We start from the raw sequence: 15,962 nt of genomic DNA on the forward strand, positions 1-15,962 counted from the left end.
TCCGCCCGTCAATTACCGCACGGTCAGGGGGACTCCGGGGACTCGGGCTCGGGGTCGGTCGCCAGCCGCCCGTGTGTGTGGACGTCCCGGTAGGCGTCCGTGCGACCGGCCTCCCACATCGCCCCGCGCAGGGTTCCCTCGTACCGGAATCCGCAGCGCTCGGCGATCCGGCAGGAGGCGTCGTGGCCGAGGGCGTGGCCCAGCTCCAGCCGGTGCAGCCCGATCTCGGCGTACGCCCACCGGGCCGCGAGCAGCAGCGAGCGGGTGGCGACATGCCGGCCCCGCGCCTCCGGCAGCACCCAGTAGCCGACCCGGGCGAAGCTCGGCACGCGCTCGATCGCGCTGACGCCGACCTGCCCGAGGACCGTCCCGTCGGCCGCGTCCGTGACGCAGAACGTCATCGCGCGTCCGGCGGCGGCGTCCGCCGTCTTGCCCTCCAGGGACTTCCGTGCGCTTGCGGCGTCCGAAACCATCCGCAGCGGCGTGTTCCAGCGCAGGAACTCCGGGTCGGTGAGCCCGCGCAGCCAGGCGTTCACGTCGACGGCGGACTCCGGGTCCCACACCCGCAGCCGGAGCCCGTGGCCTTCGAGGACGGGTGCCACGGGCAGCGCGGTCGACGGGGAGGGCGGGGAGGGCTCGGGCGACGCGGCCGTCACGGGCGACGGGGAGGGCTCACGGATGTCGGTCATCCGATCATTGAACACCCGTCCGGCCCGGCGTGAACGGCCCCTCAAGGCGCGGGCGGCCCACCTTCGGACACCGCCCGGAACACCGGCGCCCCGTCCCGGAAGGCGACCGTCAGCGCCATGCCCGCGCGCGGCTCGGCTCCCCCCACCAGCTCCGTCGACATGCGCGGCCCTTCGGCGAGATCGACCATCGCCGCGACGTACGGCGTGCGCTCACCGAAGGGCGGCAGGTCGTTGCGGTGGACGACGGACCAGGTGTAGAGGGTGGCCAGGCCGCTCGCGTCCTCCCAGGTGACGTCCTCGCTCCAGCAGTACGGGCAGAACTCCCGGGGGTAGTGGTGGGCCCGCGCACAGGCAGCGCACCGCCGGATGAGCAGCCGACTCTCGGCGGCGGCGTCCCAGTACGTACGGGTGAAGGCGTCGGCCTCGGGCAGGTCGTACCGGGCCGGCGTGCCCATCAGAACCACCCCAGCGCGCTGTCCAGGGACCACGTCTGCCAGGCCATCCCGCCCAGCCCGACCGCCGAGATCAGCGCCATCATCGAGTTCTGCCCCTGCTCCGCCCAGTCGTGGATCATGAGGACGAGGTAGAGGAGGTTGAGCAGCAGGCCCGCGGCGAGGGCGACCGGCGTGAGGAACCCGAGGACCAGGCCGAGGCCGAGCGCCAGTTCCGCGTAGACCACGACGTACGCCATCACGCGCGGGCGCGGCCGCACCACCGCGGCGAACCCGGAGCGGACGGCGCTCCAGCGGTGCTTCGCCGCCACGTCCGCCGCCCAGCCGATGCCGGCGCCGTCTTCGAACCAGGCCTTCTTGTCCTTGTGCCGCCAGCTCTCCAGCCACCACAGCCCGAGCCCGATCCGCAGCACCGCAAGCCACTCAGCCCCATCGAGCCAGATAGCATCCATAAATCTGACGGTACGTCAGACACCGCAACCCGGGAACCCCACGGAAGCCCGCGAGGCCCCGGACGTCGCGCACGCGTGGGCCACTACATCCGGAGGAACGGGCAGCCGATTCAGAGCAGGTGATCGGCCTTCCCCGCCTTGATGTCGCGGATCATCGTCCGGAGCGCCTCCCGGGAGTCGACGAGGTAGGCGTCCTCGGCACCGGCTATGGCGATGTAGGCGTTGCCGTCGGGGTCGGTGCCGAGGCGGAAGCAACTGGCCCCCTCGCCACAGAAAGGATCCTCCCACTTGATGTCGTCCATCCGACTGCTCCTCACAGGCTGTTGGCGATATCCAGGACGAAGTCACGCGACCCTTCTGGCGACAGGGCAATGCGCTCCATCCAGTCCAGATGAGTACGGTACTTCGCCAACTGCGCCTCCTCACCGAGGAATTCCGGCCCATGGGTGTTGTCGATCTGCACGGTGCCCAGTTGGGGGACCGGGCCCTCCAAGAAGTTGAAGGTCTGCCCCGAGCCGGGAAACGTACCGGCGGCGAACGGGATGACCAGCAGCCGCACGTTCGGCCGTTCGGACGCGCTCAGCAGGTGCTCGAGTTGAGCGCGAGCCACCTTTCGCCCGCCGAACTGCATCCGCACCGCGGCCTCATGCACGACAGCGACGTACTCGGGTGAACTCGCGCCCTCCAGGACCTGCTGCCGCTCCAACCGGTACGCCAGCCGCAGGGCGACCTCGTGTTCAGGAAGCGGCGGGAGCACGGCCCGGAAGAGTTCGAGTGCGTGGTCGCTGGTCTGCAACAGGCCGGGGATATGAGCGATGTGGACGGTCCGCATGCGCGTGGCGTAGGTCTCGAACTCGGCGATGTCCAACAGCCCGGCGGAGAGGGAGCCGCGGTACCGCTCCCACCATCCACGCCTTCCGGGGCGCGCCATGTTGACGAGAGCCTCGACGTACACCGGATCCGAACAGTCACAGTTGCATGCCAGGGTGCGCAGCCGCTCCGGACTGATGGTGCGGATGCCCGTCTCGATGTTGGAGATCTTCGCGCGATCGACGCCGAGAAGCCCCGCAGCCTGATCGGCCGTTATCCCGGCCGCCATCCGCATCTTGCGCAGCTCGCTGCCCAGACGCTTCTGACGCTCGGTGGTCGTCGTCCTCGGAGGCATGGCGTTCCTTCCGGTGCGGTTCGTCAGCAGTCTGCCGCGTATCAGCACCGCCGGAACCCGATCGGGTCAATCTTAAATCTCATGTGGCAATTGAACCACAAATTGCCCTACGGTCGGTAACGCACCCGCTACACAAGGCAGTCGGCAGTGCACCGCGCGAGCCTGCCCGCACGCTCCTCCCCTGGGAGGGGTGGGCCCGCGCCAGGGAGACGAGCCACCGACTACGACCGGAACACGAACACGAACGACAAGGAGCCCCCATGCCCATCTCCCGCTGCCCCGTCGCCCCCACCTTCCCCGCGGACTTCAGCGCCCCCGTCCCCGAAACCCTCGCCTACAACCTGACCCTCCCCGCGGCCTTGGCGAGCCCCGCCCTGGCGAGGACGACCACACGTGAGCTGCTCAAGGCGCACGGCCTGCACGACATGCTGGACCCGGCGCTTCAGGCAGTGGGCGAACTGACCGCGGTGGCCGCCCAGTTCACGGAGACACCGAACTTCCACGTCTCACTCCGCTACCGGGCCGACACCTTGCGCGTGATCGTCTACGACAGTCACCCCCGCCACACGCACCCCCAACTCGCCGCAGCCTGCGACACCCGCCGCCGCGCGGCCCTGCGAGTCCTCGCCTGCGTCTGCCGCTCCTGCGACGGCAGCTGGGGCTTCGGCGAGGCCCACGAACCTGGCGGCGGCACGCGAATGTGGGCAAGGCTGCCGAGGACGAGCGCAGCCGCATACGGCATCCACGCCCCACGCACCCTCGCGCCCATGACCGCGTGAACCACAAGGCCGGCCTGCGCAGGCGTTCAGCCATGAACGCCTGCGCGCCCAGGTCAGAACCAAACCCTCACCACGCCCGCAACGATGTCCGACGGAGGACCCGACTCGCCCGGCACCCGGCACTGGCCCTACACGGGTGAGGTCACCGCCGAGTGGAACCCTGCAAGCACCTGACGCAACAGCCGGGCCGCCGGCCTGCCGCCATCAGCTCCAGAATCGAGTAGGAGGGACGGGTCGCCCGTCCCTCCTCTCACACCACCGGACATGCGGGTCACGCATCCGGCGGTTCATCCAGCTGATCTCAACCGGAGCCAGGTCGGCTTGAGCATGCGCAGACCAAGGTCGTCCCAGTAGGAGTTGGGCAGCGCTCGCTGGAGAACAGGAGAACCCGCGATCCGCCAGTAGCCCTTGCTGCTGTTCCCCCACTCACGGGAGGACTGCTCGTTGATCCCGAGCTTGCGCAGCATGGCCCGGCGGGCCCGGGGGATCTTCCATTCCTTCCAACGGATCTGCCGCATCCTGCGGTGCAGCCACTTGTCCAGCTCCCGGAACAGACGAGATCCGTCCGCGAGCTGGAAGTAGCCCGTCCAGCCAGCGGTGAAGCGGTTCACCTTCGCGACGCGTTCGTCCATCGTGACGCTCCACCGACGAGAGGTCAGTTCCCGCAGCCGGTCCTTCAGACGCTTGACCGCCTTCGGATCGATACGAATCCCGACCTTCCCACCCCGGGCGAAGTAGAAGCCGAACCCCAGCAACGTTGCCGCCCTGGCGTGTACGACCTTCGACTTCTCCCGGCTGACCTTCAGTTTCAGCCGCTGCTCGACCACGGCCGTGACCGAGACAAGCACCCTTCTGGCAGCTCGTTCACTCCGCACGAAGATGCGCACATCGTCGGCGTAACGCACGAACCGGTGACCGCGCCCAAACAGTTCCCGGTCCAGGTCGTCGAGCATGATGTTCGACAGCACCGGCGAGAGCGGAGACCCCTGCGGAGTCCCCTCTTCGCTCGGCAACCTGACGCCGTCCACCATGATCCCGGCTTCCAGAAACCTGCGGATCAGTTTCAGAACCCTGCGGTCAGCAACCTTTCGCGCGACCCGCGCCATCAGGACATCGTGCTGGACCCGGTCGAAGAACCGGTCCAGATCAAGGTCCACGACCCACCGGTTGCCGTCCTCCACCGCCCGCCGCGCGACCCTGACCGCCTGATGGGCGGACCGGCCGGGACGGAACCCGAAGGACGACCCGGAGAACTGCGGGTCGAAGATGGGCACGAGCACTTGCGCGACGGCCTGCTGGATCAAACGGTCCAGCACCCGCGGCACCCCCAGCATCCGCTCGCCGCCGCCAGGCTTCGGGATGATCACCTGACGGACCGGCGCCGGCCGGTAGATGCCCGCGTCGAGTTCAGCCCGGACTTCAGGCCAGTGAACTGCGATCCACGGCCGCAACTCAGCCGTGGTCATGCCGTCCACCCCGGGAGCACCCCGGTTCACTTCGACGCGGTTGAGCGCCGCGAGCAGGTTCTCCCTGGAGAGCATCCGCTCCCACAGCGAGGACTCCCGCTCCCGGTGAACGTCCTCCGTGGAGTGCGCCGACCGGCCACTACGCTCCGCCAGGACGCTTCCGGAACGCACCGGTCCCTCCCCGGTCGGCACCGCCGAAGCGGACTTACTGCGGTCCACGTGACCAGCACGAGCAACCACCACATCACCCGTTCCACTCGATGTTGGGCCCTTCCCAGCCCACCACGCACCGGCGGCCATCCCGGCTGGTACTACGACCTCTGCTGACTTCTGCCCGGTCAGAGCCGACCTCCCGGCCCGCTCCGTCGGCGCGACGACACCTCAGCACAACCGACACCCGGACAGATCTCCCCAGGTAAGAACGATCACTGTCCCTGGATCCCCGCCGCGTTTACGCACTGGCCCTCTTGGCAGTGACGGGCTTCACCTTCGCTTGCAGGCTCACCCGACCAGCACGCCTCATACACGGTTCGTGTTCCTCGGTACCCAGGTCTCGCCTCGGGCTTCCTCCAGACCCCACCTCACGATGACGCCCTTGCCTCCGGCTCGGGGTTAGCACCACCCCTTCCCCCAGGGGACTCACACCCCCAAGCAATCGCCCATGCTGGGCGCACAAGCGAAAGGGCCCACCGACTCCGTCGGCGAACCCTCGCGAGAGCTCGAGGGCTACCGAAATTTATCAATTCACCCTCTGCGCTGTTTCCCGCCTATCGCGCCGCCCAGCCCGACTGCAATCATCACCGGGATGACAATATTGAACGGACCCGGGAGGGCCTGACAGGCAACAAAAACACCCAGGATCACGGCTACCCCTACGAGAAGCTTCCAGCGGAGTCGCCGATTGACACTATTCGCCATACAAGTCCTTCCTCATATTGCTCACCGTTCTCTCCAACCTCCAAAGCGACACGCGCGTCCGTACAGAACTGACCAATCCCGTGAACTTCGGACCCGCATATTTGGCGGCCACGCCACCGCCGACCCCGGAGGCGACCGTCTGTATACCAAAGCTGGACCAGTTCCAGTTTTTCGTTCCAGCATTTGACACCACATAAGTGCTTGCGCCAATCGTCAATCCGACGGCCACGCCGCACACAACAGTCGCACCACACGCTGCTCCTGCCAGGAATCCGCCGACCACAAGCCCTGCGTTCACGTAGTCCCGCCAGTGCTCAGAGAAGTGATCGCCCACAGCGGATACGACCTTGCCACCGGTGTTGTTCCAGCCCTTTTTCAGCCCTCCCGCGATGCTGCCCCAGATGCTGTTCTTCTTGCGGCGTTCGGCTTGGGCTGCTTTGGCTCGCGCGACGGCCTGGGCCTTGGCCCGCGCGACGGCTTGAGCTTCCGCCTGCGGGTCGTATGTCTTCTTGCTGATGTTGCCCTTGCTGTAGCCGAGCGGGTGGCCGTCGGAGCACATGCCGCGGTGACAGTAAGAGTGATTCTTACCCCCAGGGTCGACAGGGCCGTCCTGGACGTATCGCTTGGGATTGTTGGGGCCGGTGCCGGTTCCCCCGATGGGATATCCGACGCCGCATATGTCGGCGAGGCACATGCCTGATGGGTCGGATTTGGTGACGGGGTTGTTGTGGGCGTAGGAGTAGGCGTTCATCTGGGCCGGGTCGTCGGTGTCGTTGATCGGGTCGACGGAGATGAACTGGCCGAGTTCGGGATCGTATTCTCGGGCGCCGAGGTGGATCAAACCTGTGGGGTCGGCTGTGCCGCCGATGTAGCCGCGAGTGCCGGGGACGGTGGAGGTCTGGGCGGAGCGCAGTTGTCCGTAGGGGAGCTGCTTGCGGCGGGTGACAGCGAGAGTGGTCATGGCGACGGCCGCCATGGCGGTGCCTTGCTGGTCGGGAAGGAGGAAGGAGAAGCCGCTGCTTGTGCGGACGGCGACGGTCTCTTCTCCGTGGGTGTAGTAGCGGATTCCTTCCTTGGTGCCGTCCGCCTTGATCTTCAACTCGTTGTTGCCAGGCAGGGTGAGGGTCTGCGTGCCGTCCGCGTCTTTGGCGATCAGGCGGTTGCCGTCGGCGTCGTACCGGTAGCTGGTGGTCCTGCCGGTTTGGGTGAGGGTGGCGAGGTGTCCTTCATCGTCCCAGGTGAGGCTCTGGGCGGTAGTTCCGATGATGCGCTTGGTGGTGTTGCCCGCGGCGTCGTAGTCGAAGCTGCTCTTCTGTCCGTCGTGGGGCCCTCCACGAACGGTGGCTGTCTGCATGGCGTGGGGCAGAACGGTCTTGGATTCGTTGTGGGTGTATGCGGTGGTGGTGTCCGCGCCGGCCAGGGCGCCGGTGCCGTGGTCGGTCTGCCCGGTGCGGTTGCCGACCGCGTCGTATGTGAAGGATTGCCAGTAGGCGTCGAGGCCGCCCACGGTGGTGGCAGAGGGCTGGGCGGCACAGTCGGATCTGGCGGTCCATGCCTCCGTCAGGCGCTCCAGGGCGTCGTTGGTGAAGCACTGGGTATCGACCGTCTTGCCGGCGTCCTGGCCGCTGGCGGTGGTGAGGCCGGTGACGTTGCCGGCGTCGTCGTAGGCGTAGGTCACATCGTCGATGCGCTGCGGGGCGAGGTCACGGTCGGTTGTCTGCCCGGTCAGGCGGCCGGTGAACTCGTCGTAGGCCTGAGTCCTGTAGACCTTCTTTCCGAGCGTGCCGTATTCGGTGCGCACGGGGCGGGAGAAGACGTCGTGGCTGGTGGCGTTGACGAGGGTGACGGAGCCGGCGGTGGTCTTCTGCGGGAGGTTCCCCTCGCCGTAGACAGTGGTCTGGCGCTCGCTGGGAAGGTTGCCCACGGCCGGGTGCTTGATCCATTCCTGCTGGCCGGTGTAGGCGTTGTAACCGTAGGTCCAGGTGTACGCGCCTGCCAGGGCACCTGCTTCGGCGGGGATGGTGACCGTGCTGGAAGTGGGCTGGTAGGCGTCGTTGTAGGAGTCGACGGCGGAGATGTATGCCTTGCCGTCGATGTAGCGGATGCTGTTGGAGAGCTGGCCCTTGGCGATGGTGTCGTAGGTCCACTGCGCCAGGGGGGTACTGCCCTTCCTCAGCGCGATCTCACGGCCGAGAGCGTCGTAGTCGGTGGTAAGCGTGATGCCGCGGGCATCTGTGACTGTGACAGGACGGCCGAGCTTGTCGTAGCTGGTGTGGCTCTTGCCCTTGTCGGGGTCGTCGACGTCGGTCTCCTGACCGCGGGCGTCGAAGGTGTACGACCATGTGTTGCCGGCTGGGTCGGTGACGGTCGCCGGCTCGTTCCACTTGCCGTAGGTGTAGTGGGTCTTCTGCGAGGACGTACGGGCCGGGTCGGTGTATTCGAGGCGGTCGGTCGTGCGGCCCCGTGCATCGGTTACCACCGTGGTCGCGGTGCCGCCCTTGGGCGGGATGACCGTGGTGCGGTCACCGTCATGGACGGTCTTGGTGCGGTACTGCTCGTCGCCGTACTTGCGGGCAATCGCGTCGGTGACGCGGCCCAGGCCGTCGTAGACGTTCTCCACCATCGCCGGCACCGCGTTGTCCGCTGCTGATTTCAGGCTCTTGGCGGGCGCGCCGTCGGCGTAGTAGGCGGCGTAGGTCTTCCACGCCCAGCCATGGGTGTCGTACAGCGTCTCGGTCACGATCCGGTCGGAAGTGCCGATCGCCGGGGATTGGGTCTCGCGTGCGCGCAGCAGGCCGTCGTACAGCTGGTGACTGGTGGTGTAAGAGCCGTTGTACTGCAGTGTCTTCGTCGACACGGCGTTGGCGGCGGTCTTGGAGATGGTGTAGCTGTATTCGGCCGAGGGCTGGGTCGGGTGGTCGGTCTTGGCCCAACCGGGCTTCCACACCTGCAGCGTGCGGCCCAGGCCGTCGTAGGTTGCTTCGGTGCGTTTGCCGTTGGCGTCGGTCACCGCAGTGGGCACGCCTCGGGTCGGGTCGTACTCGGTCTTCGTGGTCTGGTCCAGCGTCTTGGCCTGGTTCAGTGGCCTGGTCACGGTCATCGAGGTGGGAGCCCCGATCGTGAGGGGTGTGTACGCGGTGGTGGTCGTGTTGTCGTCCGCGTCGGTTTCGGTCAGCTCGCGGCCGTGGATGTCGTAGGTGTGGGTGGCGGTGGTCAGGTAGCCGGTGCCCTTGTCGTCCTGTTCTTCCAGGCGTGTCATGTCGCCCTTGGTCGGGGCAGTGTCCAGGCTGGCGGCGTTGTCGTAGTAGTGCCGCTCGATGGAGATCAGATCGGCGGGCAGCTTCGGTGCCGTGCCGCAGGCCACCGCGACCGTCTGGACTTCCTTGGCCAGGGTGAGGATGTTCTTGTCCTCATTGCGGGCGTACGAAGTGGTGGCGCACTCCTCGTCGCCGGTCTTGGCCGTGTCGCCCAGGTCCGACTCGGTCTTGACCAGCCCGTAGTCGTCGAAGGTGCGCGCGGTGCGGGTGGTGCGCCAGGTGTCACCGACGGCGGTGCGCGTCTTCTCCTCCTGGGTACCGGTGACGTACGACTGGAGAGCGGACAGACCGCTGCGGGCCATCGTAGCGGTGGCCGCGGAGTGCCAGGGGGTGTAGCTGGTGGTCTTCTGGAGCTTTCCGCCGTCCCCGTCGTACGCGGCTTCCTCGCGGGTCATGCCGGCGAATGAGGTGTGGTCGGTGACCTTGACGCCTTCGTGGTCGACTACGTCGGCACCGTCGATCCCGCGGAAGTAGCGATGCTCGCTCAACGTCTGCTTGTCCGAGGCGGGGGCACCGGTGCGGACCTGGACGCGGCTGTATCCCTTGCGGTCGCCGTAGGTGAGGTACTTGGCCTTGGTGAACTCGTCTTCGTCCTTGCCCCAGGCCATGCCGTCCAGGTAGGCGTAGTCGGTCTCCTTCACCGGAGCTCCGCCGGTGTTGTCGGCTTCCAGGACCTGGGTCGCCACGTAGGTGTGGAACCAGTCCAGGTACGGCTCGTATTCGGCGGCCGGCGCGTCCGGCGGCGACCACATCACCGGATAGCAGCGGCGGGTGTTGGAGGAGGGAGTGGGAACGTCGCCGGCCTTGCAGTCGGGTGCCGAGTAGGTGACCCCGATGGTGGAGCCGGTTTCGGTGTCGATTCCGTAGACGCGGTAACGCACAAGTGGCGGTACTGGGTCCGGCTTACCGCCCGTTGTCGCGCCGTCCACGCGGTTGGCGAGCTGCTGGCCCTTGAAGGTGACCGCGGGCAGGGAGACGTCTCCGGTACCGGTGTGCCCGGTGCGGGTGACGGAGGCCAGCCACAGTGCGGGATCCGTGCCGTCACCGGTGGACGGGAACTGGTGCGTCAACGTCCATGTGTCGACGCGCTTGTAGGCGCCTCCGGTCAGTACTGACGTGTCGATCTTGGTGAGGCGTTTGCGGGTCCAGAAGGAGGGCGAGTACCGGTCTTTGCACTCCTCGCCTGACTTGCAGGACTGGTCGAACGGTACGTCGGGCCAGTTCTTGGCGTGGTCTTTGTCGAAAGCATCGCAACCGCTCAGACAGCGCTCAGCGACGTCGAAGTCGATTTTGGCCGCGGCCTTCTGACTGTAGACGGAGTCGGATCGCAGGCCGTATTCGATGTGGTCCAGGTAGCCGCCGCGGTCATACACGGTCGCGGTGGAGGCACCGGTGTCCGGATTGACGTTGCGGCCGTAGTAGTTGGTTTCCTTGTTCCAGTAGTAGGCGGTGGCGTCGGAGTGCGGGTCCACGATGTAGTCGAGGTTCCATCGCCACGCTTGCTGGCACCAGGAGTCCTTGTACGCCTTGGCGTGGCACGGCTCGTCGGTCTGGTTGCCGAACACCGGCACGGACCATGTGGAGTACGTCTCGGCTTTGCCGCTGGTCCAGCCCGGCAGGCGGTTGTAGCCGAAGTAGTACTGGGTACCGTCCGGGGTGGTCACTCGCCAGTACTCGCCGTCGTCGTCACCGTTGCCGCGAGTACTGCCGGCCAGCTTGACGATCTTGGTGCCGTCGTCACTCTCCAGGTGCCATTCGCCCGTGGCCTTGTTCAGGACCAGGACGTTGGACTGCCCGTTGAGGTTGAGGACAGCGTTGTCCCTCTTCCAGCACAGGTCCCCGCTCTTGTCGGTGCCGTTGCTGTCTTTGATGTCGTCGGAGCAGGACACATACCTGCGCTCGATGGAGCCGGGCTCCATGGACCAGCCGTCACCGATCCAGTTGGCTTGGTTGTTCGTCGCTGCGGTGCGTCCGTCCACGGCCTGCGAGCTGTAGGACAGGCTCAGGTCAGGCACGATGCCGCCGGGTACATCCGGGGTGTCGATGTCGTAGTTCCAGGAGAAGCCGCCGCTGGAGCCGCCTGCCGTCCAGGATGCCGACGGGGCGAGCGGGGTGGCTTTGAAGTCACCCGATGCACCCGAGGCGGCGGCCGTGGCGGCCAGGAGGACCGTGCCGTCACTCGCCACCAGCCCGCTGGCTGACGGCGTCGCGGCGGGTGCTTTCGTCACGGGCGCGGTGGACGGCGTGTTTGCATCCGCCGCGTCGACAGGGACAGAGGCGGACAGCGTTGCGGCCTTGACGTCGTTGTCGCTCTGCAAAGGGGCGGATGCGCGGCAGTCCTTGACCGCAGGCGTGGTCAGCGCGCACGAGGGCAGACGGTGCAGCGTCAGCCGGGAGGCCCAGTTGCCGCCGTAAGCGTTCTGGAAGCCGGAGTAGTCCAGGGTGACATCAACCGTGCCCTGGTCACCTTGGAGGGGGCGTACTGCCAGCAGCACGCCGCTCACGCCTGCGGCCTTGGTCGCATTCTGATCCAGAGCCTGCACTTGGAAACGGCGCTGAGTCGCGACAGTTACACGATTCCTCTTCCCAGCCTTGCTCTGGTGGGGACTGATACGCAGCGGAAGAGTCCCCGCCTTGGTATGGGTATTTCCACGTGCAGGGACAGTGACCACGGCAGTACCCGGCTTCGGCCAGGACGGCTTCAGTACGCCCTTCCAGCGCTGGGCAGTCGTCTCATCTGGGTGGGAAATCCGATTCTGCTTCGCCGATGAGACAGGAACCGGGCGCGGGTTCGTCAGCTTGGCCAGTGACAGCTCCGCCGCCTCGGCCACCGGTCCGCCCAGCAGGCCGGCTGCCAGATAGACGACCAAGGATACGGCGATCCGGCGGACCCATTTCGCATGTCTCGTCACCATACGGCGGGGACGTCTCGTCCCCTTCACTCGTAAAGCAGACACATTTCCCCCACCGGAAGCCGCCTACATGAAGATCGAACGGAAGGTATCAACGTCTGGGGGTCGAGAAAAAAGATCCGATCGATGTTTGGCTGATTATCAATCATGCGCGAACCGCGACGCCGTGAAGCGGAATGCATTCCTCCAGAAATTCAACATTGCGGGCGCTCCGTGATTCACGTAGAACCATTGCGCCCCAGAAGGGCATGCAATAACCGAACGGCAGACGTCCAGTTCGCGAGAGGAAAGAAATGCCGACCTTGCATCAGAGGCGTCGCAGACGCCGGACCGCCGGGCAACGGCCCGCAACCGCGGCCGTCGCCGCCGCACTGGCGCTCACTGCCTCGCTGATGGCTGCCCAGACCACGGCCCACGCGACCACCGCGCCACTCGGCACGGCTGCGCGGGCCCAAACCACTGCGGATTCCCGCGCGCTGGCGAAGGCAATGACGTCGGGCGAGCCGGTGGAGGTGATGGCCCACCGGACCGAAACAGTGCAGGTATTCGCCAATCCGGACGGCTCCTTCACCCAGGACGCCTATGCCCTGCCCCAGTTCGTGCACAAAAATCAGAAACTGGTGCCGATCGACACCACACTCAAGGCGAACGCGGACGGAACTCTCTCCCCCGCCGCCACCGAGGTCGGGGTCAGGTTCTCCGGCGGGGGCGAGGGCCCGCTGGCGACCGTCACCCGGAACGGCCGGAGCCTGTCGATCGGCTGGCCCAAACCACTGCCCAAGCCGGTGGTCAACGGAGACACGATCACATACGCGAACGTGCTGAACGATGTCGACCTCAAACTGAAAGCGGGTTCGGCTGGATTCAGTGAGCTTCTGGTGGTCAAAAGCGCGGCGGCCGCCGCCGACCCGGCGCTCGCCACGATCAGCCTGCCGTTGAGCACCAAGGGGCTGACAGCAGCCGCAGACGAGCACGGCAACCTGCGAGCGACCAATCCGGCGGGGCAGGAGGTCTTCACCGCGCCCACCCCCCGTATGTGGGACAGCTCCACCACCCAAGCAGGCGCGCAGAAACTGGCCAGGTCCGCGCAGGAATCATCGACCCGACCGCAAGCGAGCGACGAGTTCGAGCCCCGCCCCGGCGCCCAGCAGGCGGCCGTACCGGTCGCCGTCAGCGACCGTGAGCTCAAGCTCACGCCCAACACTGACGTCCTGACCGGCCAGGACACCACCTACCCGGTTTACATCGACCCCTATGTCGAAGGTTCACGCTACTCCTGGGCCATCGCCTACAAGAAGTACCCCACCACCGCCTACTACAACGGCGCGGGCTTCAACGGCGGTACCACCACAGCCCGCGTGGGTTACGAGAACGAAACCAACGGTCTGGCCCGTTCGTACTTCCGCATGAACACCAAGAATCTGTGGAATACGAACAAGCAGGTCATCAAATCTACGTTCCGGATCAAGAACACCTGGTCCTGGTCCTGTACCGCCAAGCCCGTCGAGCTTTGGCGCACCGCCGCCGTCACCACCTCCACCACGTGGAAAAACCGCCCGGCCCGGCAGGAGAAGTTGGCCACCGTCACCGATGCCAAGGGCTGGAGTTCCAGCTGCCCGGCCGGCAACCTCGCCTTCAACGCGACCGGGGGCGCCCAGGATGCCGCAGCAGGCAAATGGGGTTCTATCAATTTCGAACTCGCGGCCTCCAACGAGTCCGACGTCTACGGATGGAAGAAGTTCGACGCCAAGTCAGCCGTGCTCTCCACCCAGTACAACACCATCCCCAATGCCCCCACCGGCCTGGACACCTCTCCCAGCGTCGGCGGCTGTGACACTGCCGCGCCATACTCCGCGATCGGTAACACCGACGTCTACCTGACCGCCAAGGTCTCAGACGCCGACGGCGGCACCATCAAAGCGGAATTCCGCTTGTGGGGCAGCAACAACCTCTCCGGCAGCTCCCAGATCTACGACCAGACCGTATCCGTCACCTCCGGCACCGTCGCCAGAGCCCGCATCCCCAAAGCCACGCTGGCAGCTAAGGAGACCGTCGCGCACGGTAACTTCGTCTGGAAGGTCCGTGCCTACGACGGCGCCGCCTACTCGGCCTGGGTGCCCACCTCCACCTGCGGGTTCAGCTTCGACTCCACGCGTCCCTCCAGCCCGCCGGGGGTGGCCTCCGCAGAGTTTCCCGACGGAAGCGACGGCTGGCCCGCCGTGACCGGCAGCGTGCGTACCAAGGGGACCTTCGCTCTGTCCGGCGGAGGCATTACCGACGTCACCAAGTACGAGTACTGGACGGATACAGACCCCACTGTGCGCTCCGCCACACCCGACACCGCGGGCGGCAGCGTCAACGTCACGTTCACTCCGACCACTGCCGGGAGCAACCACCTTTACGCCCGCAGCCTGGACAGCAGGGCCCCGGCGTTTGCCCGGGTCGTCCGGTTTGATCATGTGATGCCGTAGAGGCTGAGGACGAGGGTGCGTTCGGTGTGGGCTCGGCGGCCGGCGGCGGTGTTGACGTACCCGGCAAGCTTGAGCGCACCGCGGATCAGGTCGCGGACGGCGGCGAGGACTGAGGGCGTGTTGTGGGTCCTGACCTGGGACTTGTCCTCGTTGAAGGTCACATCCCGACACCAGTGGACGGTGTTCTCCACGGTCCAGTGCCCGCGAGCCCATGAAGCGATCTCGGCGGCACTCGCTTCCTCGGCGGGCAGGTCGGTGATGGCGTAGACGGTCTCGCTGGACCACTTCTTCGCTCCGTAGAGACGGCGTCTGCGCTGGATGCGCAGGACCTGGGCCGCGTGGGGAAAGAGCAGGCCGTTGACGGTGACGACCTGGACGAGACGCTGTTCGTGGCGGCCGTGGCCGCGGGCGTCGTCACGGTGGATGACGGGGATCTCCTTCCAGGGCAGGGCGTGGAGCTGACGGGCTTGGCCGCGCTGGTTGTTCTTGATGGTCAGCAGGTAGTGGGCGCCGCGTTCGTGCAGGTAGGTGGCGTGGTCGCGTTGGGCGTGGAGGGCGTCGGCGGTGACGACGGCCCCCTTGAGATCGGCGTCGTCGAGCTGGTCGAGCAGGGGTTGGAACTCGGGGATTTCGTTGGTCTTCGCGCCGATCTCGCGGGAGGCGAGGGTGATGCCGTCGCCGTGCCGGACGGCGGAGAGCACGAAGACGCGGCTGCCGTCCGGGCGCTTCGCACTGCGCAGGCACTTGCCGTCCACCGCGATGGCCCGGCGCCGGGAGCGCACCGGTTCGGCGCGGGCGGCCGCCCGGTGGGCGCGGCGCTGTTCGCGTTCGATGCCGCCGTCGGGCATGAGCGGCTCGGGAGAGTGGGACACCGTGGACAGCAGGGGCCGCAGGTGGTCGTAGCCGGCCGCGCTGACCTCACCGGGATCGAGCCGCCCCAGAACGGTGCGCAAGGTCTTCTCGCTCGGGATCCGGTAGCGGCCGCGCAACGGATGGTAGGGCAGACCGAAAGCGGCCAGTTCCTCAGGCGTCGCACGTCGGCACCACTCCGCCGCCGCGGTGATGGAGTCATGGCCCGCCGGGGTCATCGCACAGACCACCAGGGCCAGCAGCGAGGAGACCCGGTAGCGCACCCCGCACGCCCCGCGAGGATCGGTGACCGACTCGAACTCGGCAACCAGGCCGCGGACTTGGTCTCGCGCGGCATCCGAGCCGAGGGCCTCCAGGCGGGGCGCCGGAGAGACGGGAACGACGGCAGGGGATGATGGAGGAACGAACACGGCACCTTCGTGGATCTTGCAGCGTAGAGAACTCCATGATCCACAGGTGCCGTGTTCATCT

General features: G+C 66.7%; 10 protein-coding genes. 2 read left to right on the forward strand and 8 right to left on the reverse strand.

Annotated elements, in window-relative coordinates; translation table 11 throughout:
- Window positions 1–23: 23 nt before the first annotated feature.
- The 5 genes from QA802_RS18710 to QA802_RS18730 form a co-directional block, all read right to left on the reverse strand.
- Window positions 24–689: a GNAT family N-acetyltransferase gene (locus QA802_RS18710; protein WP_334523992.1), complete on the reverse strand. Its 666-nt coding sequence runs from the start codon at window positions 687–689 to the stop codon at window positions 24–26.
- A gap of 41 nt (window positions 690–730) precedes the next feature.
- Window positions 731–1,144 (reverse strand): Zn-ribbon domain-containing OB-fold protein, encoded by a 414-nt coding sequence (locus QA802_RS18715; protein WP_334523995.1) that lies wholly within the window; start codon window positions 1,142–1,144, stop codon window positions 731–733.
- Window positions 1,144–1,593: a DoxX family membrane protein gene (locus QA802_RS18720; protein ID WP_334523997.1), complete on the reverse strand. Its 450-nt coding sequence runs from the start codon at window positions 1,591–1,593 to the stop codon at window positions 1,144–1,146. The genes QA802_RS18715 and QA802_RS18720 overlap by 1 nt, the downstream gene beginning before the upstream one ends.
- A 110-nt stretch (window positions 1,594–1,703) precedes the next feature.
- Window positions 1,704–1,895 carry a hypothetical protein gene (locus QA802_RS18725; RefSeq protein WP_334523999.1) on the reverse strand — a complete coding sequence of 64 codons (192 nt, stop codon included), beginning with the start codon at window positions 1,893–1,895 and terminating at the stop codon, window positions 1,704–1,706.
- A gap of 11 nt (window positions 1,896–1,906) precedes the next feature.
- On the reverse strand, window positions 1,907–2,758 hold the full coding sequence (locus QA802_RS18730) for a helix-turn-helix domain-containing protein (RefSeq protein WP_334524002.1): 852 nt from the start codon (window positions 2,756–2,758) through the stop codon (window positions 1,907–1,909).
- A gap of 260 nt (window positions 2,759–3,018) precedes the next feature.
- Between QA802_RS18730 and QA802_RS18735 the strand changes: the two genes are divergently transcribed.
- Window positions 3,019–3,537 (forward strand): ATP-binding protein, encoded by a 519-nt coding sequence (locus tag QA802_RS18735; protein WP_334524005.1) that lies wholly within the window; start codon window positions 3,019–3,021, stop codon window positions 3,535–3,537.
- Between the two features lie 287 nt (window positions 3,538–3,824).
- On the opposite strand, the gene ltrA is transcribed toward QA802_RS18735, so the two are convergent.
- Window positions 3,825–5,174 (reverse strand): group II intron reverse transcriptase/maturase, encoded by a 1,350-nt coding sequence (ltrA, locus tag QA802_RS18740; RefSeq protein ID WP_334524007.1) that lies wholly within the window; start codon window positions 5,172–5,174, stop codon window positions 3,825–3,827.
- Window positions 5,175–5,910: 736 nt separating this feature from the next.
- Window positions 5,911–11,742, reverse strand: coding sequence for an RHS repeat domain-containing protein (locus tag QA802_RS18745; protein ID WP_334524010.1), 5,832 nt, complete (start codon window positions 11,740–11,742; stop codon window positions 5,911–5,913).
- A gap of 800 nt (window positions 11,743–12,542) precedes the next feature.
- Here QA802_RS18745 and QA802_RS18750 point away from each other — a divergent pair.
- Window positions 12,543–14,621, forward strand: coding sequence for a hypothetical protein (locus tag QA802_RS18750; protein WP_334524011.1), 2,079 nt, complete (start codon window positions 12,543–12,545; stop codon window positions 14,619–14,621).
- Here QA802_RS18750 and QA802_RS18755 read toward each other — a convergent pair.
- Complete coding sequence (locus QA802_RS18755; RefSeq protein WP_006378747.1) at window positions 14,606–15,901, reverse strand: ISAs1-like element IS1629 family transposase; 1,296 nt, start codon at window positions 15,899–15,901, stop codon at window positions 14,606–14,608. The two genes, QA802_RS18750 and QA802_RS18755, sit on opposite strands and share 16 nt — an antisense overlap.
- Between the last annotated feature and the right edge of the window lie 61 nt (window positions 15,902–15,962).

Origin of the sequence: Streptomyces sp. B21-105, from assembly GCF_036898465.1 — a bacterium.
In the GTDB taxonomy this organism is placed as follows: Bacteria; Actinomycetota; Actinomycetes; order Streptomycetales; family Streptomycetaceae; genus Streptomyces.

What these genes read in the sequence shown, in the direction of transcription:
- QA802_RS18715 (WP_334523995.1), bottom strand. Translation starts at nt 1,144, where the DNA reads ATGGGCACGCCGGCCCGGTACGACCTGCCCGAGGCCGACGCCTTCACC.
- QA802_RS18750 (WP_334524011.1), top strand. Translation starts at nt 12,543, where the DNA reads ATGGCTGCCCAGACCACGGCCCACGCGACCACCGCGCCACTCGGCACG.
- QA802_RS18710 (WP_334523992.1), bottom strand. Translation starts at nt 689, where the DNA reads ATGACCGACATCCGTGAGCCCTCCCCGTCGCCCGTGACGGCCGCGTCG.
- QA802_RS18735 (WP_334524005.1), top strand. Translation starts at nt 3,019, where the DNA reads ATGCCCATCTCCCGCTGCCCCGTCGCCCCCACCTTCCCCGCGGACTTC.
- QA802_RS18720 (WP_334523997.1), bottom strand. Translation starts at nt 1,593, where the DNA reads ATGGATGCTATCTGGCTCGATGGGGCTGAGTGGCTTGCGGTGCTGCGG.
- QA802_RS18730 (WP_334524002.1), bottom strand. Translation starts at nt 2,758, where the DNA reads ATGCCTCCGAGGACGACGACCACCGAGCGTCAGAAGCGTCTGGGCAGC.
- QA802_RS18725 (WP_334523999.1), bottom strand. Translation starts at nt 1,895, where the DNA reads ATGGACGACATCAAGTGGGAGGATCCTTTCTGTGGCGAGGGGGCCAGT.